Here is a 25,024-nt window from a genome sequence, read left to right on the forward strand (position 1 = left end):
GTGGTACGATCCCGGCTTCATTGGTTCGAGACCCGTTGCGGCCCCGGCTGCAAATCGGCTGACGCCTGGTTCTGCGGCGCCGACTCGCCCTTCAAGCCCTGAAAGCGATGCCCGATACGGTAATAGAAGTGTCCGGCCGGGCGCCCGTTCTTGGTGATGACGCGCTCCGCCACGGGGCTGAGCGACGCGAACTGGGCGTCAAGCGCGCCATCGTCGATCTGCTGTCGCTTGAAGGCGAACAGAATGGCCGGCCGGCCCAGCATGGCGTCGGGCTTGAACCAGTAGTCATACATCAGGCTCGCCTTTCCCAGCACGCCACGCCCGACGGAATTGGCGACGCCTTCGCCCGTCTGATTGCCGTAGAAGGCAAGCTGGCTGGCGAGATTGTAAGTGTCCATGCCGATCAGCATCGGCTCCGCCCCGGCCTCCAGCTCGACGTCCCGCTCGATGGACATGGCCTCGCGGCCGAATTCGCGCCAGGCGATCGGCACGTCCGGCAAGGGGGTGAGATAGCCCAGGCCGGGGAAGCCCAGCACCAGATAGTTCAGGCCAAGCCCGTACATCACCAGCGTGACCGCGACGGTGGGCATCCAGAGCCGCCGGACGCGCAGCTCGAGGCTGGACCGGCTCTCCGCGAGCGCGAGGATGCTCGCGGATATCGCCGGCAGCACGGCGAGCCAGAGCGGGCCGGTCCAGTTCAGCTTGACGGTGTGCGACAGGCTGAACAGAACGAAGACCGACAGCGGTACAAGGGTGAAGATCGCGATGAAGCGCCGGTGGCGGCGAAGGGGCGAGGGCAGGCCGCCCTCCCGCCGGGGTGAACCGCGCTTGCCCAGCGCCATCGCCGCCGCCGTGAGCCCCAGCGGGGTCAGCAGCGCGGCCACACCCAGCACGAGGGCGGGAAACGAGAAGTTGGCCGGCGCCGCGACGCGGCGGGAACTCTGGAAGGCGAAAGAGGACCAGTCGTGCTCCAGGTTCCAGTAGATGACCGGGGAGAATATCAGCAAAGCGAGCACCGCCGCCAGATAAGGCTCAGGCCGCGCCAGCCATGCCCGGGCGCGGGTATCGGCGAGGATGAAGACCAGCGTGGCCGGCCCGAGCAGGCTGATGGTGTATTTGGACAGCATCCCCAGCCCGATGCAGATGCCCACGCCCCACCACGCATGCCGCTTGTTCGCCACCAGCGCGCGCTCCAGGAAGAAAAGCGCGCCGGCCCAGGCCGCGGTCAGCGGGGCATCCGGCGTGATGACCAGCCCCGAGGCGAAGAAGAAGGGTAGCGTGGCGACAAGCAGCAGGCTCACAAACGCCGCCGACTTGCCGCACATGTTTTGGGCCAGTTTGAAGCTGAAGAATGCCGTGGCGAACCAGCCGAGATAGGCCCCGATCCGCACGCCCACCTCATTGTCGCCGAACACGCCGGTACCAGCCCAGATCAGCCACGCGACCATGGGCGGGTGATCGAGATAGCCGATATCCAGATGATGCGCGTAGTTCCAGTAATACGCCTCCTGCGGCAGCAGGTCGGCGAGGCCGAGGAAGAGCAGCCGCAGCACGAGGACATAGGCGACCACGCCGATCGCGGCGACGCGCCAGCGAATGTGCTGGGGGACGCGGGGGTTGATCGAGGGGAACACGAAGAAGGCCGAGCCCAGATAGCTCACGATCGCCGCCGCGCCGATGGCGAACAGGATGGCGATCTGCGGCGGCAGCGCGAACAGGCTTATCGCGCCGGCGAGCACCCCGCCGCGGATCGCCAACGCCAGCAGGCATACGGTGAGGAAGCGCCCAAAATACGCGGGGGACCGCTCCTGACCCGCGCCGCAACCGGGCGCGAAGGCCCAGCGCGAATTGAGGCCGTAATTGCAGACGGCAGCGATGCAGAAGCTGCCGATATGGGCGGCCAGCAGCGCCGCGCCCATGCCGAAGAACACTTCGAACGCAGCGAGGTCGACCAGCATGCCGATCATGCCGACGGCGGCGAAGCGCCCCGCGCTCCCGGGCGAGATCGCCCCACCGGCCAGAACCAGCAGCCGGCGCATATAGGCCACCATCTGCCCGATGCCGATCTTCGACTGGCCGTGAAGGCGGTCGCGGGAAACGATGGGAACTTCCGTCACCCGAAGTGCCCCGCCGCCTTGGGCGATGACTTCCAGGCCAAGCTTGAATCCGGCCACTGCCGGGTCGAGCTCCAGCAGGCGCTGCCGGCGGACGGCGAAGAAGCCGGACATCGGGTCCTTCAGCTCGGTGAGCGGCCAGGCGAGCAGGCCGCCGAGCCGCGAGAGCAGCCGCCGTTGCCACGGCAAGCCCGGCGTCGCGCCGCCGGGCACGTAGCGGCTTCCGACCGCCATGTCGCTGGTGCCGTCGATAACCGGCTTGATCAGGTCGCGAATCCGCGCGGGGGGATGGCTGAGGTCGGCGTCAAGCACCACGACAATGTCCGCCTTGGCGGCCCGTGCGGCCGTCAGCACGTCGCAGGCAAGGCCTTTACCGCCACCTCCCGCCACGAGCCGCACCTTGGCGACGGCCTCCCATTCACGCACCCGCCCGATGGTGCCGTCGGTCGAGCCACCATCGGCGACGAGAATGTCAAAGGCGATGCTATCGCCGGCTTCCGCGAGAATGGCCGCCAGGACCAGGTCGATATTGTCGATTTCGTTGAGGGTGGGCACGATGACGGAGACGAGAACAGGCTGTTGAAGGGATAAAAGCACGAGGGGCAGCCTTGACCGAACACGGGAACCGCGGCCGATCAGCCGTCGTCCGCGCCGCAATCCTCGCAGCGGTAACTGACGGCAACCTGACATCGGAGCGAATTGGCCGAAGTCACGCCGCGCACGGCCATTCGGGATGGGCCGTGGGGCGCGCGAAGGGGCGCCTGGCGTCGACCTCCCACGCGGCGCAGCGCCGCAGATCCTCGGGCTCGGCTTGGTCCCGCGCCCAGCCGAGGCCGGCGGAGAACGGGCGACCTGGCGGTCCGCATCCCGCTAGGTGTGGTCGCCACACCGGCGGATGGTCATGTCCTCGATCATCCGCAGCCGCAGCGGGCTGATGGCTGGCCGGCGCTGGTGGAAGGCGCGCAAGCGTCCATGGGGCTCTCCTACGATTGAGAAACCCCATGATCGTCCGTCGGCCTATGCCGGGCGCCCCATCGAAAACAACCGAACACCCGTCATGCAGCGCGGTTGCCGGGCCAGCGGCTTCGTCCCCTTGGCGCGTCCTAAAGGTCAGGGCAGACCGCAGACCATGACAGGCCGACGGCGCCGGGCCATCGTCAACACCAGCGCCAGGCCGGAAGCGGCCGCCGCGGCGCCGGCGAGCGAGACGGCGGGATAGCCCAGCCCGCCACTGATCACCGCGCCCCCCAGCGCCGCGCCGATGGCATTGCCCAGGTTGAAGGCGCCGATATTCACCGATGAGGCGAGGTTCGGCGCGTCCGAGGCGGCTTCCATCACCCGCATCTGCAGCGGCGGCACCAGCGCGAAGCTGGCGATGCCCCACAGGAAGATCAGCACGGCGCTGGCCGCGGCGAACGGCATGGCAAAGGCGAAGGCAACCAGCAGCACGACCAGCGATGCGAGCGTGACGATGAGCGTCCGGTCCACCGAGCGGTCGGCGAACCGGCCGCCCAGCCAGTTGCCGACAGTGAGGCCGACGCCATAAGTCACCAGCATCGCGGTGACGAAGCCGATGGAGGCCTGCGTCTCCTGCTGCAGGATCGGCGCGATGTAGGTGAAGACCGTGAACATGGCGGTGGAACTCAGCACGGTGAGTGTGAGCGCCAGCAACACAGGGGCGCGGCCAAGCACCTTCAGCTCGGACATCATGTCGCCGCCGGCCTCGGCGGGCATATCGGGCAGCGTGAGGCGCAGCGACGCCATCGCGACCACACCGAGCACGGCAATGCCCCAGAAGGCGGATCGCCAGCCGATCAGGTCTCCGGCCCAGGTCGCCAGTGGCACGCCGACGACATTGGCGATGGTCAGTCCCATGAACATGGCGGCCACCGCACCGGCGCGCCGGTTCTCCGGCACCAGATTGGCGGCGACGATCGAGCCGACGCCGAAGAAGGCGCCATGATTCAGCGAGGTGATCAGCCGTGCCGCTAGCAGCATCTCATAGCTGGTCGACAGCGCCGCCATGAGATTGCCGAGGGTGAAGATCGCCATCAGGCCGATCAGCAGGGTGCGGCGCGGCACACGGCCGGTGGTGAGCGTCATCAGCGGCGCCCCCAGCATGACGCCGACGGCATAGGCGCTGATCAGCAGTCCGGCGCTCGGGATGGAGACGCCGAGATCACTGGCGATCACCGGCAGAAGCCCCATCGGCGCGAACTCGGTTACGCCGATGCCGAAGGCGCCGGCCGCCAGCGCGAGAAGCGGAGGATTCAGTTTCATGGCAAGGCTTCCGGTTCAGACCAGCGGCGGGTTCAGGCGGGCGAACCCTTCCTGCTGGCGATAGGGCGTGTGGGGATAGGGCGGCAGCACAGCGCTGGCGGAATCCAGCGCCGCCATCTGCGCCGGCGTGAGCGACCAGCCGACCGCGCCGAGGTTCTGGCGCAACTGCTCCTCGTTGCGCGCGCCGATGATGACGGAGGCGACCGTCGGGCGTTGCAGCAGCCAGTTGATCGCGATCTGCGGCACGGTCTTCCCGGTTTCCTCGGCGATGGCGTCGAGAGCGTCGACAATACGGAAGAGATGCTCCTCCTCGACGGGTGGGGCGAAAATCGCGGTCTCGTGCAGGCGGCTGCCCGCGGGGATCGGCGCGCCGCGTCGGATCTTGCCGGTCAGCCGGCCCCAGCCCAGCGGGCTCCACACCAGCGCACCGACGCCCTGATCCGCCCCGAGCGGCATCAGATCGGCCTCATAGGCGCGGCCGATCAGCGAGTAATAGACCTGATGGGCGACGAAGCGCGGGCGGCTGTCGCGCGCGGCGACACCCAGCGCCTTCATCAGCTGCCAGCCGGGATAGTTGGAGACGCCGGTGTAGCGGACCTTGCCGGCAGCGACGAGCGTTTCAAGCGTGGCGAGCAACTCCTCGACCGGTGTCGAGGCGTCGAAAGCGTGCAACTGCAGCAGGTCGATGTAATCCGTGCCGAGCCGGCGCAGCGCCGCCTCGACCTGGCGGATCAGCCGGCTGCGCGACACGCCCCAGTCGGCCGGCCCGTCGCCGGTCGGCAGGCCGGTCTTGGTCGAGATCAGCACGGCGTCGCGCCGTCCCCGGATGGCCTCGCCCAGCACCCTTTCCGAGGCGCCGTCGGAGTAGACATCCGCCGTGTCGAACAGATTGACGCCCGCCTCAAGGCAGATGTCGACCAGCCGGCGCGCCTCATTGGCGTCGCTCTGGCCCCAGGCGCCGAACAGCGGCCCGGTGCCGCCAAACGTCCCCGCACCGAAACTGAGGGCGGGCACACGCAGGCCCGACGATCCCAACTGCCTGTATTCCAAGATGGCCTCCAAAGGCGAGAATATGTTTCCCCGCACAGATGGACGATCGCGAAGTGCGGGAGTAGGCCTGTTGCAGGCCAAGCATTCTTGAATGGAGCGCAAAGATGGGAAACGAAGGGTCCGATCGCGCGCGCGAGATGGAGGTGTTCTCAGCGATTGCGCGCACCGGCAGCTTCTCCGCCGCCGGCCGCGTGCTCGGCCTTACCCCCTCGGCGGTGAGCCGGACGATCGACCGGATCGAGGCACGTCTCGGCGTAAGGCTGTTGATCCGCACCACGCGAGCCCTCACACTCACGGCGGAGGGGCAGAGCTATCTCGCCGCCGCCCGGCGCATCCTGGCCGATCTCGACGAGGCCGAGCGGGTGATCGCCGACCAGGGCGCGCCGCGCGGGCGGCTGCGGGTGAGCGCCGCCTTCTCTCACGGGCGGCTCTGCATCGTACCGTTGCTGGGCGATTTCGCCCGCCTTTACCCGCATATTCTCGTCGATATCAGCCTGACCGACGCCGTCGTCGACATAGCCGCAGGGCAGGCGGATGTGGCGATCAGGTTCGGACCGCTGGCGGACAGCGCCTTGACCGCACGGCGGCTCGGCGAGACCGGCCGCTCCATCGTCGCCTCACCCGTCTATCTCCAGCGGCACGGCACGCCCGAGGTGCCGGAGGACCTGCTCCACCACAATTGCCTGAACTTCAATTTCCGCCGCGCCGAGCCGGTATGGCCCTTTCGCCGGGAGGGGCGCGACTATGCGCTGACCGTCACCGGCAACATCGAGGCCAATAATGGCGAGACGCTGGGCCAACTCGCGGCGGATGCGGTCGGAATTGCCCGTGTCGGCAATTTCGGGGTCGTCGACGATCTGGCGGCCGGCCGTCTGGTGCCGCTGCTGGAGGCGTTTAATCCCGGTGATGTCGAGCCGATCCATGCCGTCTTCGTGGGCGGCGCCAACATGCCGGCACGCGTGCGCGTCTTCGTGGACTATCTCGCCGACCACCTGCGCTGACGTCGTCGGCGCGAGTATTGCGCGGCAGAGATCGTGTCTGTCGAGCCCGGCCGGTGGGGTGCTCGCTCTCGGCCTTCAGCCGACCGCCCGCTGCCGGCGCGACCCGGCCCCTCAGCCGCTCGCCTCTGCGCGACAGAACGGTACGGTCGCGCCAAGGGATTCGGCGTCTTCATCCACCGCGCGGACTCTATCCACGGCGTCAGACCGGCGGAACAGTATCAGTGCCCTGGCGGCCCGCCATCTCACGCGCCAAGGCAAGGAACGCCTTCACGCCCGCCGAGAGATTCCGGCGGCCGGGGTAATAGAGGCTGAGACCGGGATAGGGGGGCGTCCAGTCTTCCAGCACCCGGATCAGATGGCCGGCCTCTATGTCGGCAAGAACGCTTTGCTCCATGAAGTAGCCAATGCCGATCGTCTCCAGCACCGCCGTTCGGGCGAGGCTGGCTTCGTCGAGGATGAGGGGGCCTTGCACGTCGATCTGGACGGCCTCCCCGTCCTTCTCGAAGCGCCAGCGAAAAAGCGAACCGTCCGGCAGGCGCACGCGGATGCATCGGTGGTTGAACAGATCCGGGGGAACGCGCGGCCTCTCATGCCGGGCGAAATAGTCGGCCGACCCGACAATGGCGTGCCGCTGCGGGCGCCCGAGCGGCAAGGCGATCATGTCCGTGGGAACCAGCCCGGCGACGCGCACGCCGAGGTCGAACCCCTCGGCGACGACATCGATCAAGCGCCCCTCGGTGACGAGATCCACGTTCATGTCGGGGTAGCGACGAACAAATTCCAGAACCAGGGGTGAGAGAATGGCGCGGGCGGCAAAGGGCGCCGCGTTGATCCGGATCGTTCCCGACAGGGTCTCGCGTTTCGCGCGCACCGCCTCCAGCGCGCCGTGAATGTCCTGCAGTGCCGGCCCCACCTGTTCCACGAACAGCTTGCCGGCTTCGGTCAAGGCGACGCTGCGGGTGGTGCGGTTGAACAGGCGGACGCCGAGGCTCGCCTCGAGCTTGCCGACGGTGTGGCTGAGCGCGGTGGTCGACATGGCGAGATCGATCGCGGCGGCCCGGAAGGTCCCGCGCCGGGCAATCGCGATGATGGCGTCCAGTTCACTCAGGCCCGCGCGGTTCATTGTCCCGAAAATCGCCATACGAGATGCCGCTTTGTCCCACTTATGCGAGCAATCGTCGAGCCCTATTCTCACGATCAGACATTCCCAGTGAGGAGCCGAACGATGGATATGCCAGAGAGTGTGAAGGCCTATTTCGACGCCGAGCGTCGCAACGACCCCGATGCGCTGGCGGCGGCATTTGCCGCCGGCGCGGTCGTGCGGGATGAGGGCGCCGTCCATGAGGGGATCCCCGCCATCCGCCGCTGGTGGATCGCGGCAAAGGAAAAGACCCACCACGTGACCGCGCCTATCGAGCTGGCGGGAAGTGGCGACAAGGTTTCCGTCTGCGCGCTGGTATCCGGCGATTTCCCCAACAGCCCGGCGACGCTCGATTTCGCGTTCACCATCGAGCAGGGCAAGATCGTCGAGCTGGAAATCGGATGATGACCGATTTCCTGAACCTGGACGGCAAGCGCGCCCTGATCACGGCGGGAACCAAGGGCGCCGGCGCGGCCACCGTCGCGTTGTTCCGCGAACTGGGTGCGCAGGTGCTGACGACGGCCCGCGTGCGCCCCGAGGACTTGCCCGAAGACCTCTTCGTTGCGGCTGACCTGACCACCGAGGAGGGCTGCGCGCGGGTGGCCGAAGAGACCCGCCGGCGCCTGGGCGGCGTGGACATCATCGTCCACATGCTGGGAGGGTCCTCGGCGCCGGGAGGTGGCTTTGCGGCGTTGACCGACGCCCAATGGCAGAAGGAGTTCGATCTCAACCTTCTGCCCAGCGTTCGCCTCGATCGGCAGCTCGTCCCGGGCATGGTCGAGCGCGGAAGCGGCGTCATCATCCATGTCTCGTCGATCCAGCGCGTATTGCCGCTCCCGGAATCGACAACGGCCTATGCCGCCGCAAAAGCGGCGCTGTCGACCTACAGCAAGGCCCTGTCGAAGGAAGTATCCCCGAAGGGCGTGCGCGTGGTTCGCGTCGCGCCGGGATGGATCGAGACGGAAGCCGCCGAACGGCTCGTTCAGCGCCTCGCCGAGCAGGCCGGCACGGACTATGAGGGCGGGAAGAAGATCATCATGGACGGTCTGGGCGGCATTCCGCTCGGCCGCCCGGCCAAGCCGGACGAAGTTGCCAGCCTGATTGCCTTTCTCGCCTCCGACCGCGCCGCAGCGATCACCGGCACCGAATACATCATAGACGGCGGCACGGTTCCCACCGCCTAGGCGCGGGGCGCGCACGAAGCGGGGGAGAACGGGCCCCTTCGGCGCGGCCTGTGCCGTCGATCAGCCATAGAGATCAACAGCGCCAAATAACGCAATGTCATCGTGGACAATAATTTCCACGAGTGCGGTGGTGCGCGCTCTCTATGTCTGAATTTCAAGCAGAAATTGCCGATAATGGTATCGCGCAAGACAAGGAGAAGACCAATGAATACCAAGACAAGAAATATACTTGCCGCCACCGCTGCGGCCGCCGCCATCATCGGCATGGAGCCGGCGCACGCGGCCGATCCCATCCCGCAGAGCCAGGCGGTCAGGAACGTCGTGCTCGTTCACGGTGCCTTTGCCGACGGCTCGGGCTGGCGCGGCGTCTATGACGAGCTGACCAAGCGCGGCTACCGCGTCACCATCGTCCAGAACCCGCTGACCTCGCTGGAAGACGATGTCGCCGCCACCAGGCGCGCACTGGAACGGCAGAGCGGCCCGGCCATTCTCGTCGGCCACTCCTGGGGCGGCACGGTCATTACCGAGGCCGGTGACAACCCGAAGGTGGCGGGGCTGGTCTATGTCTCCGCGTTCTCGCCCGATGCCGGAGAAACGGCCGGCCAGCAGTATGAAGGCTTCCCGCCGGCCCCGGACTTCGTGATCGACAAGGCGGAAGACGGCTTCGGCTTTGTCGATCGCGAGAAGTTCAAGGCGGGCTTCGCCCATGACGTCAGCGATCAGGACGTCGCTTTCATGCGGGACTCGCAGGTGCCCATCAACATCTCAGCGTTCGGCACGAAGCTGACGACGGCGGCCTGGCGCTCCAAGCCGAGCTGGGCGGTGATCGCGACGGAGGACAAGGCGTTCGACCAGGCGATGCTTCTGCACATGGCCAAGCGGATCGGTGCCGACATCACCATGGTCTCCGCCAGTCACGCCCTCTTCATGACCCAGCCCAAGGTGGTCGCCGACACGATCGACAAGGCGGCGCGGACGGTTTCCAAGCAGCCGTGACCGGTCGATGATGCCGCCTTGTCGGGATCGGCACCCTCAGCGGGCGCCCTCCCGACAAGGCGGGGGCGTTCCCTTGGCGGGCAACCGCGCAGGCGGCTATCGTTTCAATCAAATCCAGCGACTCTCCCATTTTTTCGCTGCACACCCTATATTGCGACATTCGCGCCCCTTCCCGACGCCTCTGCCGGGGTGGTGCGCCGATCTCCGCGGGTGGGGAAGCGATGGGAAAGACGGACAAGGACATCCTGACCACGGCTGAAACCGCCAGGATACTTGGTGTGTCGGTCCGCACCGCACAGCTGCTCATCGAGGGCGGCTCCGTGCCGTCGTGGAAGACACCGGGCGGGCACCGCCGGGTTTACCGCGCGGACGTGATGGGACTGATTGAACGGCCCGCACCGGGCGCACCCGGCGCGCCGCTCCCGTCCGCCACCGTCATCATTGTCGCTTCGTCCGAACGCCTTGCCCACTATGATCGCCTGTTTGCCGGCATTGCCGAATGCACGGTGGAGGCCTTCGACAATGTCCACCGGGCCCTGTTTGCCATCGGCTCCGTCCGGCCGCACGCCATCATCGTCGATCTTGAGCCGCCCGATGCCGAGCGGGAGAGGCTGCTGCACAGTCTCTCTGCCAACCCATCGCTGGGCCACAGCCGGATTCTCGCGGTCGCAGGCAAGATCGCCAGCGCCGATCTGCCCAGCCGCGTCGTGCATGTCGAAACCGCCGAACAGGCGGCCGCCGCGATGCGTGTGTCCGTGATCGATGCGGGCACGCAGGCCCCGCCGCCCGCCGAGACGCTGTTTCCGATCGCGCTCAATGAGAGCCAGAGACTGGTGGCGCTCGAGCGTTCGGGACTGTTGGACACCCTTCCCGAGGAAGCGTTCGACCGCCTGACCTGGCTGGCCTCTCGCAATCTCGACGCGCCGATCGCGCTGTTGACCCTGCTCACACCCACGCGGCAATGGTTCAAGTCGCGCATCGGCCTCGACACGCCGGAAACCCCGCGAAGCTGGGCCTTCTGCAATCATACGATCCTGCAGAAGGGTGTCTTCTCGGTGGAGAACCTGCCGAGCGATCCGCGCTTTGCCGCCAATCCGGCCGTCGCTGGTGATCTCGGCTTCCGCTTCTACGCCGGCGCCCCCGTCCACGACAGTGAGGGCTTCACCGTGGGGTCGCTGTGCATCATCGACCGGCGGCCGCGCAAGCTGGACGACGGCGAGAGGCGGACCCTCTTGGCGCTTGCGGCGCTGGCATCCGACGAGGTGCGGCTTCGCTCCATCGAGCGGCAGTTGCGGGACGCGCTTCGCAAGGCAGAGCGGCAGACACCTGGCCAGGGCCACAGCGTGTCGGTCGACCCAGCCGGGCCTGCGCGTCTCCAGGTTCAGGTCTGAGCTTCCTTCACCCAGCAGGGCTTAGAACCTCCCAAAGCCGGCTTCGCCCGGAGGTCGGGAAAACGCACGATACCCTTCCGACCCGCTGTCCCGGCTCCGACCCGCCCGACCTTCATCCCGCCGATTCAGCGGCGGCCCTTCGCGTGATCCGCTTCATTGCGCGCGGACAGAACCGCCACCGCGAGCAGGCCGCCAATAAGCCCGATATGCTCGGTCGCTGTGTGAAAAGCGATCGTCCGGAAGGGCTCTGCGGTCATGGCCCAGAAGTGATGGACCAGCGGGATCGTCAGCCCGGTGAAGATGACGAGCATGGCGGCGCCGAGCCACACATAGCGACCGCTGATGATGAGCAGCGAGGCCGCCAGTTGCACGGCGATGGTGGCCATGTTGAAGCCGATGGCCGGCTCAAGTCCGGCCCGCGCCATCTCGGCGACGCCGCCACTGAAATCGAGGGACTTGGAGATCCCGCTCAACCAGAACGGCGCCGTCAGCAACAGGCGCGCGAGCAGGCTCACCGCCGGTCGATCAAGAAGTCGCATCATCGTCTCGTTCATGTGTTCGTCCTTCGCGTGTTTCATCCAGCCGTCCTCGAAAACAGCGCTATGCGCCGGCGAGAGCGGGGTAATCCGGCTGCGGATGGGCATTGAGGTGACGGCGTTTGGCTGCCGGTCGAGGATCAGGTCATTACCGGCGTGTGGTCGCGACCTCGCGAGAGGTGGAAGACCATCCGGATCTGCCTCATCCCGGTATCTTGACCACGAGTTCGGTATAGCCGTGGATGAAGGTCGAGGCCGATCTTACAGGGGGATGGCAGACCTCTATTCTCTCGAAACGCTTCAGAAGTTCTTCCCAGAGGATCTTTATCTGCAGATCGGCCACGCGCGCGCCGACGCAGCGATGGATGCCAGCACCGAAGGAGAGGTGCCGGCGCGCGTTCGGGCGGCCGAGGTCGAACCTCTCGGCGCGCTCGAAAACCCCCTCGTCCCGATTGCCGGAGAGATACCACAAGACCACCTTGTCGCCCTTCCTGATGGTCCTGTCGCCCAGGGTCACGTCGCGCATGGCAGTCCGGCGCATATGCGCAATCGGCGTCTGCCAGCGCAGTATTTCGGGGGTGAGGCCGGAGATCAGCTCAGGGCGCTTGCGCAGCTTCGTTAGTTCCTCGGGGAACCGGTCAAAGGCGACAATGCTGGCGGTGATGGCGCTCCTGCTCGACTCGTTGCCGCCGGCTATCAGCAGCAGAAGAGTGCCATGCAGCTCGGCGCGCGACATGCCCCGCGTTTGCGCCCCGGACGCGAGCCTGGAGATCAGGTCATCGCCGGACGGGTCTTTCAACCGTTCTTCCCAGATCGCGTCAAACGCGGCAAAGCACTCCTGCATGACGCGCATCTTGTCCGCGAGGGTCGGGAAGGCGGGACTGCCGGGAAGTGCGACCATCGCTTCCGACCATCGGATCAGATCGCGGCAGCGCTCCTGCGGATAACCGAGCAGCAGGGCGAGCGTGCGGGCCGTGAGCTCGATCGACACCCGGTCCACCCAGTCGAACGTCTCGCCGGTCGGCAGTTGATCCAGGATTTCCTCCGACCACAGGCGAAGTTGATCCGCGAGAAACCGCCGGCGATCCGGCGCAAATGCCGGGGCAACCACTTTGCGTTGCTCCCCATGCCGCGGCGGATCCATGGCGATGAAGGACGGAAAGAACTGCGGATCGGCAGGGCTGGACGTGATCGTTATGCCGCCATTGAGGTGGTCGGATGAAAACGTCTCCGAATCGAGCTCGATGGCCTCGATGTCGCGGTGTTGCGTGATCGACCAGTAGGCGCCGAACAGTCCATTCGCACAGTAATGCACGGGAGCCTCCCGGCGGAGGCGCTCGAAATAGCGTGGCGCCAAGCCCTGTCTGAACAGTTCGGGCTGCGCCACATCGATCGCGTCGATCGGCAGGTGAAGGAGGTCGGTCTCGAAAGTCGTGGCGTTCATTGTCTCACTCTCATCTCGCCCAGGGGCGCTGGAGCACTTCCGCGAACATCGCGGAGCCCCGGTCAGAAAAGCGGGTCCACATCGGCATCGAGCACGTAGCCGATGCCGCGATGGGTCTTGATCATCTGCGGCGGTGAGAGCGGGGACTGCAGCTTCCGCCTCAACCGGAGAATCTGGCCGTCAATGCTTCGGTCGAATATGTCGTCGTGCGGCCGGCTCGCGCGCATGAGCTGCAGCCGGGACAGCGGGCGGCGTGGCGACTGCAGAAACATGTTGAGCAGAGCGAATTCGTTTCGGGAGAGTTTGACGATCTGTCCGGAGGGATCCTTCAAGGTCCGTATCCGGCGCCGCAGTTCCCAGCCCATGAAGCGCCACCCGGCGCGCGGGTACTCCAGGGGAAAAGCGTGCGCCCTGCCATGGCGCCGAAGGATGGCGCGTGCGCGCGCCAGAAGTTCGCGCGGGTCCAGCGGTTCTCTCAGATAGTCGTCGGCGCCGAGTTCAAGCCCGGTGACACAGTCGCCGCCGCCGCCGCCGCCGGCGCGCGTGATCATGATGACGGGAATATCGGTTTCCATGCGGACCCGGCGCAGAACCTCAAGGCCGTCAAGGGGCTCAAGCTGCACGTCCAGCACGAGGAGGTTCAAACCGTCGGCCTGCAGCCGGGAGGCCGTGGGCATGGCGGCCCTGCCGACGGCACCGCAACCATGGGTGCGAAGATAGGTGGTGAAGCGCTCGCGCAGATCGCGATCCCTGGTCACGACCAGCACGTTCAGCGCAGGAGCGGCCGAACCGGACGGCGCTGCCGCCGTCCAGTCGGTGGAAGGGGTGTGATTCATGGGCAATCCCACAATGGGCGCCAGGGCCATCGCCTCGTGGCCGGCCCCGCGCGAGGACGTCAGAGGTCGTAGGTCTGGCGGATCATCCCGGCGGCACGCTCGCCGATGACGGCGCAGGGCGCCTGCGTGTTTCCGGTGGTGACGCGTGGCATGATGGAAGCATCGGCGATGCGCAGACCCTCGACCCCGTACACACTGAGAGAGGCGTCCACGACCGACATCTCGTCGCGCCCCATCTTCGCCGTGCAGCTCTGGTGCCAGTAGGTGACGGCGGAATCGCGCACGAACTGCTTCATCGCCTCGCCCTTGAGCGGACCCGGCAGCGCCTCGCCCGTCACCAAGGGCTGGAAGGCCCGGGCATTGCCAAGCTCGCGACAGAGCTCGATACAGGCGAGTGCCGATTCCATGTCGGCGGGGTCCGACAACATGTTCGCGTCGATCTCGAGCGCGGAAAGCGGATCTGCACCGGTGAGGCGAATCCGGCCACGGCTGCTTGGCCGCGCCAGGCCGGCGAACATCGTCCACCCCTGCGCGGGCACACCCCGTGCCGCCGTCCGCTCGCTCGGCACCGGGAACTCGGCCTGGCAGAACAGCAGGTCGGGCGATTCAAGCTCGGGACGTGTTTTCCAGTAAAGTTTCGCCTCGCTCCCATTATTGCGCGGGGCAATGGCGTCGCGGTACTCCCAGATGCAGCAGAAAGCCGTGTGATCCTGCAGGTTCGCACCGACGCCGGGCAGATGCTGGCGGACGGTGATGCCATGTCGCCCGAGCTCCGAGGCATCGCCGATACCCGAATACATCAGAACCTTCGGCGTATGGATGGCGCCGAGCGAAAGGATCACCTCCGCGCTGGCGCAGATTCGCGAGACCTGTCCGTCGCGAACCACTTCGATCCCGACGGCGCGCCGGCCTTCGAAGATCACCCGGCGCACCGTCGTTCCCGTAAGCACCGTCAGGTTGGGCCGGTCCATCCAGGGCCGCGCATAGGCGCGGAAGAGGGAGTGGCGTCGCCCATCCCGCACCAGCATGTCGGAGAGGGCGACGCCTCCAGCGCCTTCCATCATCGCACCATTGGGATGATCGAAGCGCGGGATGCCGATTTCTGTCGCGGCATCGAGCAGGGCGAGCGCGACCGGGCTGGGATCGCGCGCCGGCTGCACCCACACCGGGCCCGATGTGCCGCGATAATGCGGATCGGGTTTGCCCTGCCAGTTCTCGATTCCACGATAGATATCGAGCACCGCCGGGTAGCCCCAGGCGGGATCGCCGCTCTCCTTGGCAAAGAAATCCCAGTCGCTGCGATGCCCACGCGCCCACACCATCACATTGATGCTGGACCCGCCGCCCAGACCCTTGCCCATCGACATCGACAGAGTTCGGCCGTCGAGATGGGGATTGGGCGTCGCCTGAAAGCCCCAGTCACGCGCGCTGCCGAGATTGAGCGGCCACTGCGACGGGTCGAGCACCGTCTCCGCGTCGTCATCTCCCCCCGCCTCGACGAGGAGCACGTCCACATCGGGGTTCTCGGCCAGGCGCCTCGCCACGACCGAGCCGGAAGAGCCGGCGCCGCAGACGATGAAATTGTACTGCGCCGGAGGTCGTTCCCGCAGCCGGTGCTGGTTCTCGGCGGCCCGTCTGGCGAAGTCCAGCGCGTCGTCCCTGTCCATCTCGCTCATGTCGCAAACTCCTTTGAACAGCGACGTGGTATCAAATTTATCAAATCAATCAAATATAGCCTTTGTGCTACATCGGCCCGGCCGGCCGCGAAGCGAGGCCACAAGGCGTCGCTGCCTTGACGACGGAGGCCCGCTCGTGACCGCGCCGGCCCGTGCGCCGCCATCGCCCGGCCTGTGGCCAGGCGCGGCTCACGCCGGCTGTGGTGTCGAATTCTCGGCCGTTCGGCCTGGGCGTGTGCCTTGCCGGTCCACCCTGTCAGTGCGTGCCAGCGTTGGCCCCGGAGAGCGGGGAAGGCCGCCATCGGCGTGATTGCGACTGATCAGCAGGCCGGCCGCGCCATTGATCACCGAGATACGATCCAAGCTGCCTGCAATGGCTGCGCGTTGGCCTGTCTCTGCGCCGAACGTGCTGCCCCCGACAGCACCGGGGGCAGCAGGCTCTCACATGGCGGACGCCTTGGCGGCCTTCTCGATTAGATCCGCCACGGCCTGAGGCCGCGACATGAACACCGCATGGCTGCCCTCGACCTCGACCGCGGTGCTGCCGGCGCGATTGGCCATCGTACGCATCAGCTCAGGATTGATCGCGCGATCGGCGGTCGCGATGAGGGCCCAGCTCTTCTTGGTCTTCCACGCCGGCTGCGTGATCCTGGTCTCGAACGCCACCTTGGACGGGAAGACCTGCGAATGCGCCATGAACTTGGCCTCCGCCGCGGGCACATCGGCGGCGAAATCGGCGGCGTAGACCTTGGGGTCGAGATAAAGGAACGCGTCGGCCGTCGCCTTGATGCCCGTCGTCGCAGCGGGCGTCTGCCCCGCGAGGTCCAGAAGGGTCTCGCCGGCATCCGGCTGGAAGGCGGCGATATAGACCAGGCCGGCAACGTTATCGGCATTGCCGGCCTCGGTGATGATCATTCCGCCATAGCTGTGACCGACGAGAATCGAGGGGCCGTCCTGGAGATCGAGGATCCGCTTTGCCGCCGTCACGTCAGCGTCGAGCGTCGTCATCGGGGGCTGCACGATGGTGACGTTGAACCCCTTGCCGATCAGCAGGTCGTGAACCTTGCGCCAGCCCGAGCCGTCGGCCAGGGCGCCATGAACGATGACGACGTTCTTGACCGGGTTGGCGGCACGGGCCGGCACGGTGGCGGCCAGGGCGATCAGCAGAGTGCCGGCGAGCGAAAGCGAGAGCTGGGTCAGTGCCATGACGTAGTTCCTTTGGTTGGGTTGGATGGTTTGCGGGCAGGTCCGCAGGGCGGCCTCTGTCCGGGATCGGCAACGCTTCTCGTTCTTGCCAGCCAAGCCAATGCAGCGCGGCAGTCGGGCCAAGCCTTCCCTGTGCCGAGCGGGGGCAAGACCATCGGCATCGCGCGGGGATGGTGGACAGGCTGGCGCGAGCGCTGTCGGCTCAGCCGTCGTCGCAATAGTGGTTGTGGCTACCGATCGTCGTGGCGACGCTGCGGGCAGGGATCCCGGGGCTTCTTCGAGAGAAACGGATGGATGCACGTCCGCGCAGGGGGGCCATGATCGCCACCCCTGCGCGATCAGCCCGCTCAATACGTCGCGGCTGGATTGACCTGCCAGATTTCGTCGACCAGCCTGTCGGCGCGATAGAGCAGCACGTAGCGCACCTTGACCGTGTTCTTGCCGGCGAAGGTGATGTCGGCCGTGACCGTGCCGCCCTTGGGATTGGCTGCCTCCCCCGCCGCGGCGATGGTCGCCTTCTGGGCGCCCTGGACGGCGAAGAACTTCGACCAGACCTCCTTGATCTTGGCCGGCTGGCTATAGGTGCCGTCGAGCGGGCCGCCGACCCAGTGCAGGGTCGCGCCGGGCCCGTAGGCCGCAGACACGGCCGCGAGGTCGCCGCCGGCAATGGCGGCGATGCGCGACCTGGCGAGATCTTCGGCAGATCCCGCCAGCGCAGCCGAGCCGGAAGCGGCGATAAAGACGAATGTTGCGGCGAGGGTTGAAAGGCGCATGTGCCTCGATCTCCAATGGGGCCTGCACCGGGAGACTCGTGCCGCGCCGCTTTATTCCGCCGGACAGGGCTCACGTTCCGATTTTCGCGTCGGATGGGGTGGCGTCGGGGGCGAGGGCGAAGGGCCGGAGAAAATTCGCGCCCGGGCGGAATAATCGCGCCGGCTGCGAGTCCCACCTTCCGAAGGCGTCATCCTACGCAAAGGAGCAGAGCCCATGCGACAACGACACCTGTCCCGTTTCGGCGTGCTGGTCGCGCTCTGCCTGGCTGGCAGCGCGGCCGGGGCGGGCGACCACAGCCATGGCGCCGCTAAGCCTTCCACAACCAGCGCCGAATCGCCGTTTCTCGCCGAGAATGCCGCCGCCATGGACAAGATGATGGCGGACATGGAGGTGACGCCGACCGGCGACATCGACGCCGACTTCACGGCGATGATGATCCCGCACCATCAGGGCGCCATCGACATGGCCGTCGCCTATCTGCGCTACGGCCAGAACCCCCAGCTGCGCCGCCTCGCGCAGGAGATCGTCATCGAGCAACAGCAGGAGATCGCCGCGATGCGGCTTGCGCTCGGCCAGCCCTTGCCGCCTTCCGCGCCGGCTCCGACCCAACCAGAGACCGGCGCGGCCCATGACCATTCCGCCATGCCCCAAAGCACCTTGTCGCCCAGCCCGCTATCCGCCCGCCACATGACGATGCCGGCCATGCCGGCCCCGGTGAAGTAGGAGCCGTTCCATGAACAATTCCTTCCTGAGTGGCCTGCTCGCCAGCGCCATGCTCTCCTGTGCGGTGCCTGCCTTTGCCGGACAGGCGCCGTTCGCCGCCGCCGCCCCGGACATCCCGCTGAGCAGCCGCGACCGCGTCTATGCCGCCGAGCAGTTCTCGAACACCATCTCCGTCACCGATCCCGCCTCCAACAAGCTGCTCGGCATCATCCGGCTGGGCGAGCCGCAGCCGATGAATTTCAGCCCGCTCTACAAGGGGCAGGTGCTGGTGCACGGCATGGGCTTCGCGCCGGACGCGAAGACGCTCGCGGTGGTGTCGATCGGCTCGAACGCCGTCACCTTCATCGACACCGCCACCAATGCGGTGAAGCACACGACCTATGTCGGCCGCTCGCCGCACGAGGTGTTCTTCACCCCGGACGGCAAGGAGATATGGGTAACGGTGCGCGGCGAGGACTATATCGCCGTGCTCGACAGCGCCACCTATGAGGAGAAGACGCGCATCAAGGTGCCGAACGGCCCGGGCATGCAGATCTTCTCGCCTGACGGCTCATACGGCTATGTCTGCTCCTCCTTCATGCCCGAGACGGTGGTCATCTCGGTCGCCGACCACGCGATTGTCGGCCATGTGAAGCAGGCGAGCCCGTTCTGTCCGAACATCGCCGCGACGCCGGACGGCAAGCAGGTCTGGCTCACGCTGAAGGACATCGGCAAGACGCAGGTGTTCAATGCGCAGCCGCCCTTCGAGGTGATCAAGACGATCGACACCGGCCCCCTCACCAACCACGTCAATTTCGCGCGGAACGCCAATGGCACCTTCGCCTATGTCACGGTGGGCGGGCTCAACGCGGTCAAGGTGTTCCGCACCGACGACTTCTCGCTGGTCGCGACCATTCCTGTCGGCAAGCTGCCGCACGGCCTCTGGCCGTCCGGCGACGGTTCGCGCGTCTATGTCGGGCTGGAGAACGCCGATGCGCTGGCCGCGATCGACACACTGACCAACAAGGTGATTGCCACCATTCCCATCGGTCAGGCGCCGCAGGCGGTCAACTATGTGCCCGGCGCCGTGCCGGAGGGCGAGGGCACGCAGAACCTCCAGCCGCTCGGCGTCGCCGGACAGGCGGCCCATCTCAGCCTGACCAAGGATGGCAAGGCCGCCGACACGCCCCCGACCAGCATCACGCTGTTCGACCAGGGGCTGATCCAGGTCCTGCAGGCGTCAGTGACCGGCCTTGCGCCGAAGACGCCGCATATATTGGCGCTGGCCAGCCAGCCCGACGGCACCGGCACGATCGAGCCGCTCTCGGCATTCATGACCAATCCCGCCGGCTCGGCGATCGTCAACGCCGCCGGGCCGATCCGCCAGATCGTGCAGAACGAGGCCGAGGCCCAGCGCCGCTATCTCGTCATCGCGGAGGGCACGGTCGCGCAGCCGGGCGCCGTCGTCCAGCGCCAGACGCTGGATTGACGCGCCACCGCCTCCGCCAGGACAGTCGCTCATGGGGGAGGCCTGCCTCTCCTCGAAAGGAGACACCGTGAACCACGAGATGGTGCGCCTTATCGAGCCGCTGATCCCCGCATTGCGGCGATATGCGCGCGCGCTGATGCGCGAGCGGACGGCGGCGGACGATCTGGTGCAGGATTGTCTGGAGCGTACCATCAGCCGCTGGCATCAGCGGCGGCCGGGCGAAGACCCTCGAGCCTGGATCTTCACCATCCTGCACAATCTCGCCATGACGCGGCTGCGCCGGACCACGCAGCGCCCGATCCATATCGGGCTCGACGACGCCGATCCGGCGAGCTTCGCCTCCGAGGCGCGACAGGAGGACGGGCTACGCCATCGAGACCTCGTTACCGCGCTGGCGCAATTGCCGGATGAACAGCGGACCGTGCTTCTGCTGGTCACGGTCGAGGAACTCTCCTATGCCGACGCGGCGCAGGTGCTAGGCGTGCCGATCGGCACGGTCATGTCGCGCCTGTCGCGTGCCCGCGAACGCCTTGCGAAGCTGATGTCCGCCGAGCCCCGGGCATCCCGTCCGTCGCCCCATCTCCGGAGCGTGAAATGAACCCTCTTCCGATCACCGAAGACGACCTGAACGGTTTCGTCGACGGCACGCTCACTCCCGAACGCCGCGCCGAGGTGAGCACCTATCTCGACGCACATCCGCACATTGCCCGACGCATCGCGGTCTATGGCGAGCAGCGCGACATGCTGCGCGACGCCTTCGCGCCTGTCATGGACGAGCCGGTGCCGACGGAGCTCGACCTCTCGCGCATGATCGCGGAACGCCGCCTTCCCCGGCAGGCGCCGCGCTGGGCGATAGCCGCCGCGGCGGTGCTGCTTCTGTCGGTGGGCGCCGCCGGCGGCTGGTCGCTGCGCGACATGAGGCCCCCGACCTCCGAAGGTGTCCAGGCGCTCGCCCGCGAGGCGGCGGCGAGCTATGCGACCTATGTGCCCGACCAGGTGCGGCCGGTCGAAATCCGTGCCAGCGATCGCGACGTGCTTGCGGCCTGGACCGCCAAGCGCATCGGTCGTCCGATCGGCATTCCGGACCTGACGGCGGCGGGCTATCGCCTGATGGGCGGGCGCGTGGTGCCGACCGAGCACGGTCCTGCTGCGCTGTTCATGTTTGACGATGATCGCGGAACGCGCCTCGTGATGCTGGCGCGCCCGATGAAGGCCGATCCGGCCCTGCCGATGTCGCCTCACGCCGAAGGCGCCCTCAACGGCTTCGCCTGGGCCGATGACGGCCTGGGCTACAGCCTCATCGGAGCGGTGGCCCCGGACCGGCTGCATCCGCTGGCGGATGAGCTGCGCCGGCAGATACGCAGCGAGGCCTGAGCGGCAGGCGATCACGCCTGTCGCCCACTCCAGCGTGGCTGGCCGGCAGGGCCACGCTGGAGGGCTGAACCGCGCCGGGAGGTCAGACGCGCTTTTCGAAGCGGAACATTCCACCGTCCTCGGGCAGGTCCGGGCCCGAGGGATGGTTCAGATCAGGGTGGCGATTGTTGAAGTATTCGACGATGCTGAAACCGCAGACATTGACGTAGAAGTGGATGTTGCGCTTTTCGAAATACGGCGTGTGGGTGATCCAGACCTTCGTATCGGGATAATACTGCTCGATCGCCGTCCACGCCTTCCGGCCGAGGCCCCGGCCGATCTCGCCGGCTTGGATGAAGAAGAAGTCGAGTGAATTGATCTGCGTCGCGGCGTCGATGGAAACGACCGCACCGCCGACCCATCGTCCGTCCTCGAGGACACGGAGCACCACGGCGTTTGGCGCCTCGAAGGACGCATTCACATCGTCGTCGGAAGGAATGGGCCCCTCGCCGACCGATCCCAAATCTTCAACCACTGCGATCGCGAAGGCGTCCTGAAGATCTTTGCGGAAGCGGGGAAGGTCGGCCTCAGTTGCGATATCGAGGGTGACCCGGCTCTTGTTGAGTTCGGCAGTCATCGGTCAATTCCAATGGAAGGGGGTGACGGCCGGGCCAGCCCGATCCGGCTCGGCTGTTCAGTTCACCAGGGGGGACTGTCAGCTAGGCTTGAGCGCCCGCGGGGTTCGCCTCGCCTTCAGCCCGCGCCCTGCGGCCGGCGAGCCCCATGATGAGGACGAAGAAGACGGGCACGAAGAGCACGGCGAGGACGGTGGCCGAAATCATGCCGCCGAAAAGGCCTGTGCCGAGCGCGTTCTGGGTCTCGGAGCTCGGTCCTTTGGCGATGACCAGAGGCACGATGCCGAGCGTGAAGGCGAGCGATGTCATGATGATGGGCCGAAGCCGCAGGCGCGCCGCCTCGACGGCCGCGTCGCCGATCGACCGCCCCTCCGCCACCAGCTTGCGGGCGAACTCCACGATCAGCACCGCATTCTTGGCCGAGAGGCCGATCAGGGTGATCAGGCCGACCTTGAAGAACACGTCGTTCTCCAGGCCCCGGAGATGCACCGCCGCGACGGCGCCCAGAATCCCGAGCGGAACGACGAGCATCACCGAGAGCGGAATGGCCCAGCTCTCGTAGAGGGCGGCGAGCACGAGGAACACGACGACGAAAGAGAGCGCGGCCAGAAGCGGCGCCTGCGCGCCGGACTCGCGCTCCTGGAAGGACTGGCCCGTCCATTCGACGGCGAAGCCGGCAGGAAGCTGCGCGGCCAACTGCTCGATCTCGTCCATCGCCTTGCCGGTCGACACGCCGGGCGCAACGTCTCCAGAAATGCTGAGCGAGGGATATCCATTGTAGCGATTGAGCTGCAGCGGGCCGACAGACCATTCGGGCGTCACCATCTCGGACAGGGAAACCATGCCGCCCTTGTCGTTGCGCACATGCAGCTTCAGGACGTCTTCGACCTGCATGCGGTCCTTCGCCTGCGCCTGCAGAATAACCTGCTGAAGGCCGCCGGCGCGGGGAAAGTCGTTGACATAGGTCGAGCCCATGGCGGAGGCGAGCATGTCGCTGATCGCCGAAAAGGAGACACCGAGCGCGCCGGCCTTCTGCCGGTCGACGCGCAGGTTCACGGCGGGCCCGTTCGGCAGCCCATCGACACGGACGTTCCGGAGAAGCCGGCTCTGCCCGGCAAGGGTAACGAGTTTCTCTGCTGCATCCCGCAATGCCTCAGCGTCGCGGCCCGCGCGGTCCACCAGACGCAGCGCGAGGCCGGACGTGGTGCCCAGCTCGTCGATGGCCGGCGGCTTCGTGACCACGATCTCGCCTTCCGTCGCCTCCTGCATCGCCTTTTCGGCCGCAGCGATTTCAATGTCGGTGCTGCCGCTCCGCGCCTCGAAATCCCGCAGCGTGGTGAAGGACATCGCCATGTTGGAGCCGGAGCCGGAGAAGCCGAAGCCGATGATGGAGAGATTGCTGGTGATGTCCGGGCGCGTCGCGGCGTGACGGTCGAAGCGTTCGACGAGGGCCTGGGTGCGCTCGGCCGACGCGTCGGCCGGCAGTGTAAAAGAGGTCATGAACGTTCCCTGGTCTTCCGACGGAACGAAAGCGGTCGGCAGCGTGCTGTAGCCGAGCGCCAGTGCGCCAACGAGGACGCCGTAGACCAGCATGACGCGGCCGGTCCGCCTCACGAGCCATGCCGTCCAAGACGTGTACCTCCCGGTCAGCCTTTCGAAGCTGCGATTGAACCAGGCAAAGAAACCCTTGCGCTCGTGATGAGGCGCGGCCGGCCTCAGGATCGTGGCACAGAGCGCGGGCGTCAGGCTGAGGGCCAGGAAGGCCGAGAGCAGGATCGAGACCACGAGCGAGACCGTGAACTGGCGGTAGATCGCGCCGACCGAGCCGTCGGCGAGGCCCATCGGCAGGAAAACGGCCGTGAGAACCAGAGTGATGCCGATGACCGCGCCCGTGATCTCGCGCATGGCGCGGCGGGTTGCCGCGCGCGGCGACAGGCCTTCGGTCACCATCAGCCGCTCGACGTTCTCGACGACGACGATCGCGTCGTCGACGATGATGCCGATCGCCAGCACCATGCCGAACATCGTCAATACATTGATCGAGTAGCCGATCACCCACATCACGGCAAAGGTGCCGAGGAGCGCGATCGGCGCGACGATCGCGGGGATCAGCGTGTAGCGGATGTTCTGAAGGAAAAGCAGCATTATCAGGAACACGAGGACCATGGCCTCGGCGAGAGTCTGCACCACCTTTGCGATCGAGAGCTTCACGAAGGGCGCCGTATCGTAGGAGACGGCATAGGCGACGCCTTCCGGCATCGATACGGCGAGTTCCGCAAGGCGCGCGCGGACAGCTTCCGACGTGCTGACGGCATTGGCGCCGGGCGCGAGCTGAATGGCCGCGGCAGTGGCCGGCTTTCCGCCCTCGAAGATCGAGAAGCCCATAGTCTGGGCGCCGATCTCGACCTTGGCCACGTCGCCGAGCGTCAGCTTCGAGCCATCGGGGTTGGAGCGCAGCACGATGGCGGAGAATTCCTCGGGCGTTTTCAACTGCCCGTCGAGCCCGAGCGGCACGCTGATCGACTGACCGGGGACCCTGGGTGCCTCGCCGAGCCGGCCCGGCGCCACCTGAACGTTCTGGGACTGGATGGCCTGCACGATCTCGGCCATCGAGATCGAATAGGAGATCAGCCGTGCCGGATCGATCCACACACGCATGGCCGCCTCCGAGCCGAAGGACTGCACGCGGCCGACGCCGGCCACGCGCTTCAGCTCCGGGACGAGGCGGCGGGCGAGATAGTCGTCAAGCACCAGCGAAGCGGCGCTGCCGCGCTCGGAACGCAGGGATACGATCATCAGGAAGCCCGACGTGACGCCCTCCACGGAGAGGCCCGCGCGCCGGACAGGCTCGGGCAGGCGCTGCTCGACGGCCTTGAGGCGGTTCTGGACATCGATCTGGGCGAGCTCGGGGTCAGTGCCGGGCTTGAACGTGACCGTGATGCTGGCGTTGCCGGTCGAGTCGGAGGACGATTCGAAATAGAGGACGTTCTTCAGGGCTGTCAGTTCGCGCTCGATCGGCGCCGTCACGCTGTCGTTGATCGTCTGGGAGCTGGCGCCGGTATAGGTGACGCTAATGCTGATGCTCGGCGGCGCGATCACCGGAAAGCGCGAGACCGGAAGCTGAGGGATCGCGGCGAGGCCGGCCATCACGATGAAGATCGCGATGACCCAGGCGAAGACGGGGCGCGCTATGAAGAACTGGGGCATGGACCGGGC

At 66.7% G+C, this 25,024-nt stretch carries 21 protein-coding genes; 9 read left to right on the forward strand and 12 right to left on the reverse strand.

Annotation, left to right across the window (positions count from 1 at the left end; translation table 11 throughout):
• Positions 1–17 precede the first annotated feature (17 nt).
• From J2S76_RS20340 to J2S76_RS20350, 3 genes are all read right to left on the reverse strand, one after another.
• Positions 18–2,711, reverse strand: coding sequence for a glycosyltransferase family 39 protein (locus J2S76_RS20340; protein ID WP_307063511.1), 2,694 nt, complete (start codon positions 2,709–2,711; stop codon positions 18–20).
• A gap of 513 nt (positions 2,712–3,224) precedes the next feature.
• Complete coding sequence (locus J2S76_RS20345) at positions 3,225–4,394, reverse strand: MFS transporter (protein ID WP_307063514.1); 1,170 nt, start codon at positions 4,392–4,394, stop codon at positions 3,225–3,227.
• Positions 4,395–4,409: 15 nt separating this feature from the next.
• Positions 4,410–5,444 (reverse strand): aldo/keto reductase, encoded by a 1,035-nt coding sequence (locus J2S76_RS20350; protein ID WP_307063516.1) that lies wholly within the window; start codon positions 5,442–5,444, stop codon positions 4,410–4,412.
• Positions 5,445–5,548: 104 nt separating this feature from the next.
• Between J2S76_RS20350 and J2S76_RS20355 the strand changes: the two genes are divergently transcribed.
• Positions 5,549–6,445, forward strand: coding sequence for a LysR family transcriptional regulator (locus J2S76_RS20355; RefSeq protein WP_307063518.1), 897 nt, complete (start codon positions 5,549–5,551; stop codon positions 6,443–6,445).
• A gap of 199 nt (positions 6,446–6,644) precedes the next feature.
• On the opposite strand, the gene J2S76_RS20360 is transcribed toward J2S76_RS20355, so the two are convergent.
• Positions 6,645–7,568: a LysR family transcriptional regulator gene (locus tag J2S76_RS20360; RefSeq protein WP_307063520.1), complete on the reverse strand. Its 924-nt coding sequence runs from the start codon at positions 7,566–7,568 to the stop codon at positions 6,645–6,647.
• A 108-nt stretch (positions 7,569–7,676) separates the two neighbouring features.
• Here J2S76_RS20360 and J2S76_RS20365 point away from each other — a divergent pair, with 108 nt between their 5' ends.
• The 4 genes from J2S76_RS20365 to J2S76_RS20380 all read left to right on the forward strand — a co-directional run bounded on the left by J2S76_RS20365 (position 7,677) and on the right by J2S76_RS20380 (position 11,157).
• A complete protein-coding gene (locus tag J2S76_RS20365) occupies positions 7,677–7,991 on the forward strand; it encodes a nuclear transport factor 2 family protein (RefSeq protein WP_370874816.1) in 315 nt (104 codons plus the stop codon).
• The gene (locus J2S76_RS20370; RefSeq protein WP_307063525.1) at positions 7,991–8,770 is read left to right on the forward strand and encodes an SDR family oxidoreductase; all 780 of its coding nucleotides are present in this window, start codon (positions 7,991–7,993) and stop codon (positions 8,768–8,770) included. The genes J2S76_RS20365 and J2S76_RS20370 overlap by 1 nt, the downstream gene beginning before the upstream one ends.
• A gap of 204 nt (positions 8,771–8,974) precedes the next feature.
• Positions 8,975–9,766: an alpha/beta fold hydrolase gene (locus J2S76_RS20375; RefSeq protein WP_370874804.1), complete on the forward strand. Its 792-nt coding sequence runs from the start codon at positions 8,975–8,977 to the stop codon at positions 9,764–9,766.
• A 221-nt stretch (positions 9,767–9,987) separates the two neighbouring features.
• A complete protein-coding gene (locus J2S76_RS20380; protein ID WP_307063527.1) occupies positions 9,988–11,157 on the forward strand; it encodes a GAF domain-containing protein in 1,170 nt (389 codons plus the stop codon).
• A gap of 125 nt (positions 11,158–11,282) precedes the next feature.
• Here the strand turns inward: J2S76_RS20380 and J2S76_RS20385 are convergent, their stop codons facing one another.
• From J2S76_RS20385 to J2S76_RS20410, 6 genes are all read right to left on the reverse strand, one after another.
• On the reverse strand, positions 11,283–11,711 hold the full coding sequence (locus tag J2S76_RS20385) for a DoxX family protein (RefSeq protein WP_307063528.1): 429 nt from the start codon (positions 11,709–11,711) through the stop codon (positions 11,283–11,285).
• Between the two features lie 184 nt (positions 11,712–11,895).
• Entirely contained in the window at positions 11,896–13,137 is a 1,242-nt protein-coding gene (locus J2S76_RS20390) for a cytochrome P450 (protein ID WP_307063530.1), read from the reverse strand.
• Between the two features lie 62 nt (positions 13,138–13,199).
• Positions 13,200–13,973: a response regulator transcription factor gene (locus J2S76_RS20395; protein WP_307063532.1), complete on the reverse strand. Its 774-nt coding sequence runs from the start codon at positions 13,971–13,973 to the stop codon at positions 13,200–13,202.
• 59 nt (positions 13,974–14,032) lie between these two features.
• Positions 14,033–15,649, reverse strand: a complete 1,617-nt coding sequence (locus tag J2S76_RS20400; protein ID WP_307063534.1) for a GMC family oxidoreductase — start codon at positions 15,647–15,649, stop codon at positions 14,033–14,035.
• 441 nt (positions 15,650–16,090) lie between these two features.
• On the reverse strand, positions 16,091–16,855 hold the full coding sequence (locus J2S76_RS20405) for an alpha/beta fold hydrolase (protein WP_307063839.1): 765 nt from the start codon (positions 16,853–16,855) through the stop codon (positions 16,091–16,093).
• A 347-nt stretch (positions 16,856–17,202) separates the two neighbouring features.
• Positions 17,203–17,628 (reverse strand): nuclear transport factor 2-like protein, encoded by a 426-nt coding sequence (locus tag J2S76_RS20410; protein WP_307063536.1) that lies wholly within the window; start codon positions 17,626–17,628, stop codon positions 17,203–17,205.
• A gap of 214 nt (positions 17,629–17,842) precedes the next feature.
• On the opposite strand from J2S76_RS20410, the gene J2S76_RS20415 reads away from it, so the two are divergent.
• The 4 genes from J2S76_RS20415 (at position 17,843) to J2S76_RS20430 (ending at position 21,194) form a co-directional block, all read left to right on the forward strand.
• Positions 17,843–18,352, forward strand: coding sequence for a DUF305 domain-containing protein (locus J2S76_RS20415; RefSeq protein ID WP_307063539.1), 510 nt, complete (start codon positions 17,843–17,845; stop codon positions 18,350–18,352).
• Between the two features lie 10 nt (positions 18,353–18,362).
• The gene (locus J2S76_RS20420) at positions 18,363–19,820 is read left to right on the forward strand and encodes a YncE family protein (RefSeq protein WP_307063541.1); all 1,458 of its coding nucleotides are present in this window, start codon (positions 18,363–18,365) and stop codon (positions 19,818–19,820) included.
• Between the two features lie 79 nt (positions 19,821–19,899).
• Complete coding sequence (locus J2S76_RS20425; protein ID WP_307063543.1) at positions 19,900–20,418, forward strand: RNA polymerase sigma factor; 519 nt, start codon at positions 19,900–19,902, stop codon at positions 20,416–20,418.
• Positions 20,415–21,194 carry an anti-sigma factor family protein gene (locus tag J2S76_RS20430; protein ID WP_307063545.1) on the forward strand — a complete coding sequence of 260 codons (780 nt, stop codon included), beginning with the start codon at positions 20,415–20,417 and terminating at the stop codon, positions 21,192–21,194. Before J2S76_RS20425 ends, J2S76_RS20430 begins: the two co-directional genes overlap by 4 nt.
• Before the next feature lie 82 nt (positions 21,195–21,276).
• On the opposite strand, the gene J2S76_RS20435 is transcribed toward J2S76_RS20430, so the two are convergent.
• A complete protein-coding gene (locus tag J2S76_RS20435; protein WP_307063547.1) occupies positions 21,277–21,810 on the reverse strand; it encodes a GNAT family N-acetyltransferase in 534 nt (177 codons plus the stop codon).
• An 82-nt stretch (positions 21,811–21,892) separates the two neighbouring features.
• Positions 21,893–25,015, reverse strand: a complete 3,123-nt coding sequence (locus tag J2S76_RS20440; protein WP_307063549.1) for a multidrug efflux RND transporter permease subunit — start codon at positions 25,013–25,015, stop codon at positions 21,893–21,895.
• Positions 25,016–25,024 lie beyond the last annotated feature (9 nt).

Source organism: Ancylobacter vacuolatus, from assembly GCF_030813595.1.
GTDB classification, from domain to species: Bacteria; Pseudomonadota; Alphaproteobacteria; order Rhizobiales; family Xanthobacteraceae; genus Ancylobacter; species Ancylobacter vacuolatus.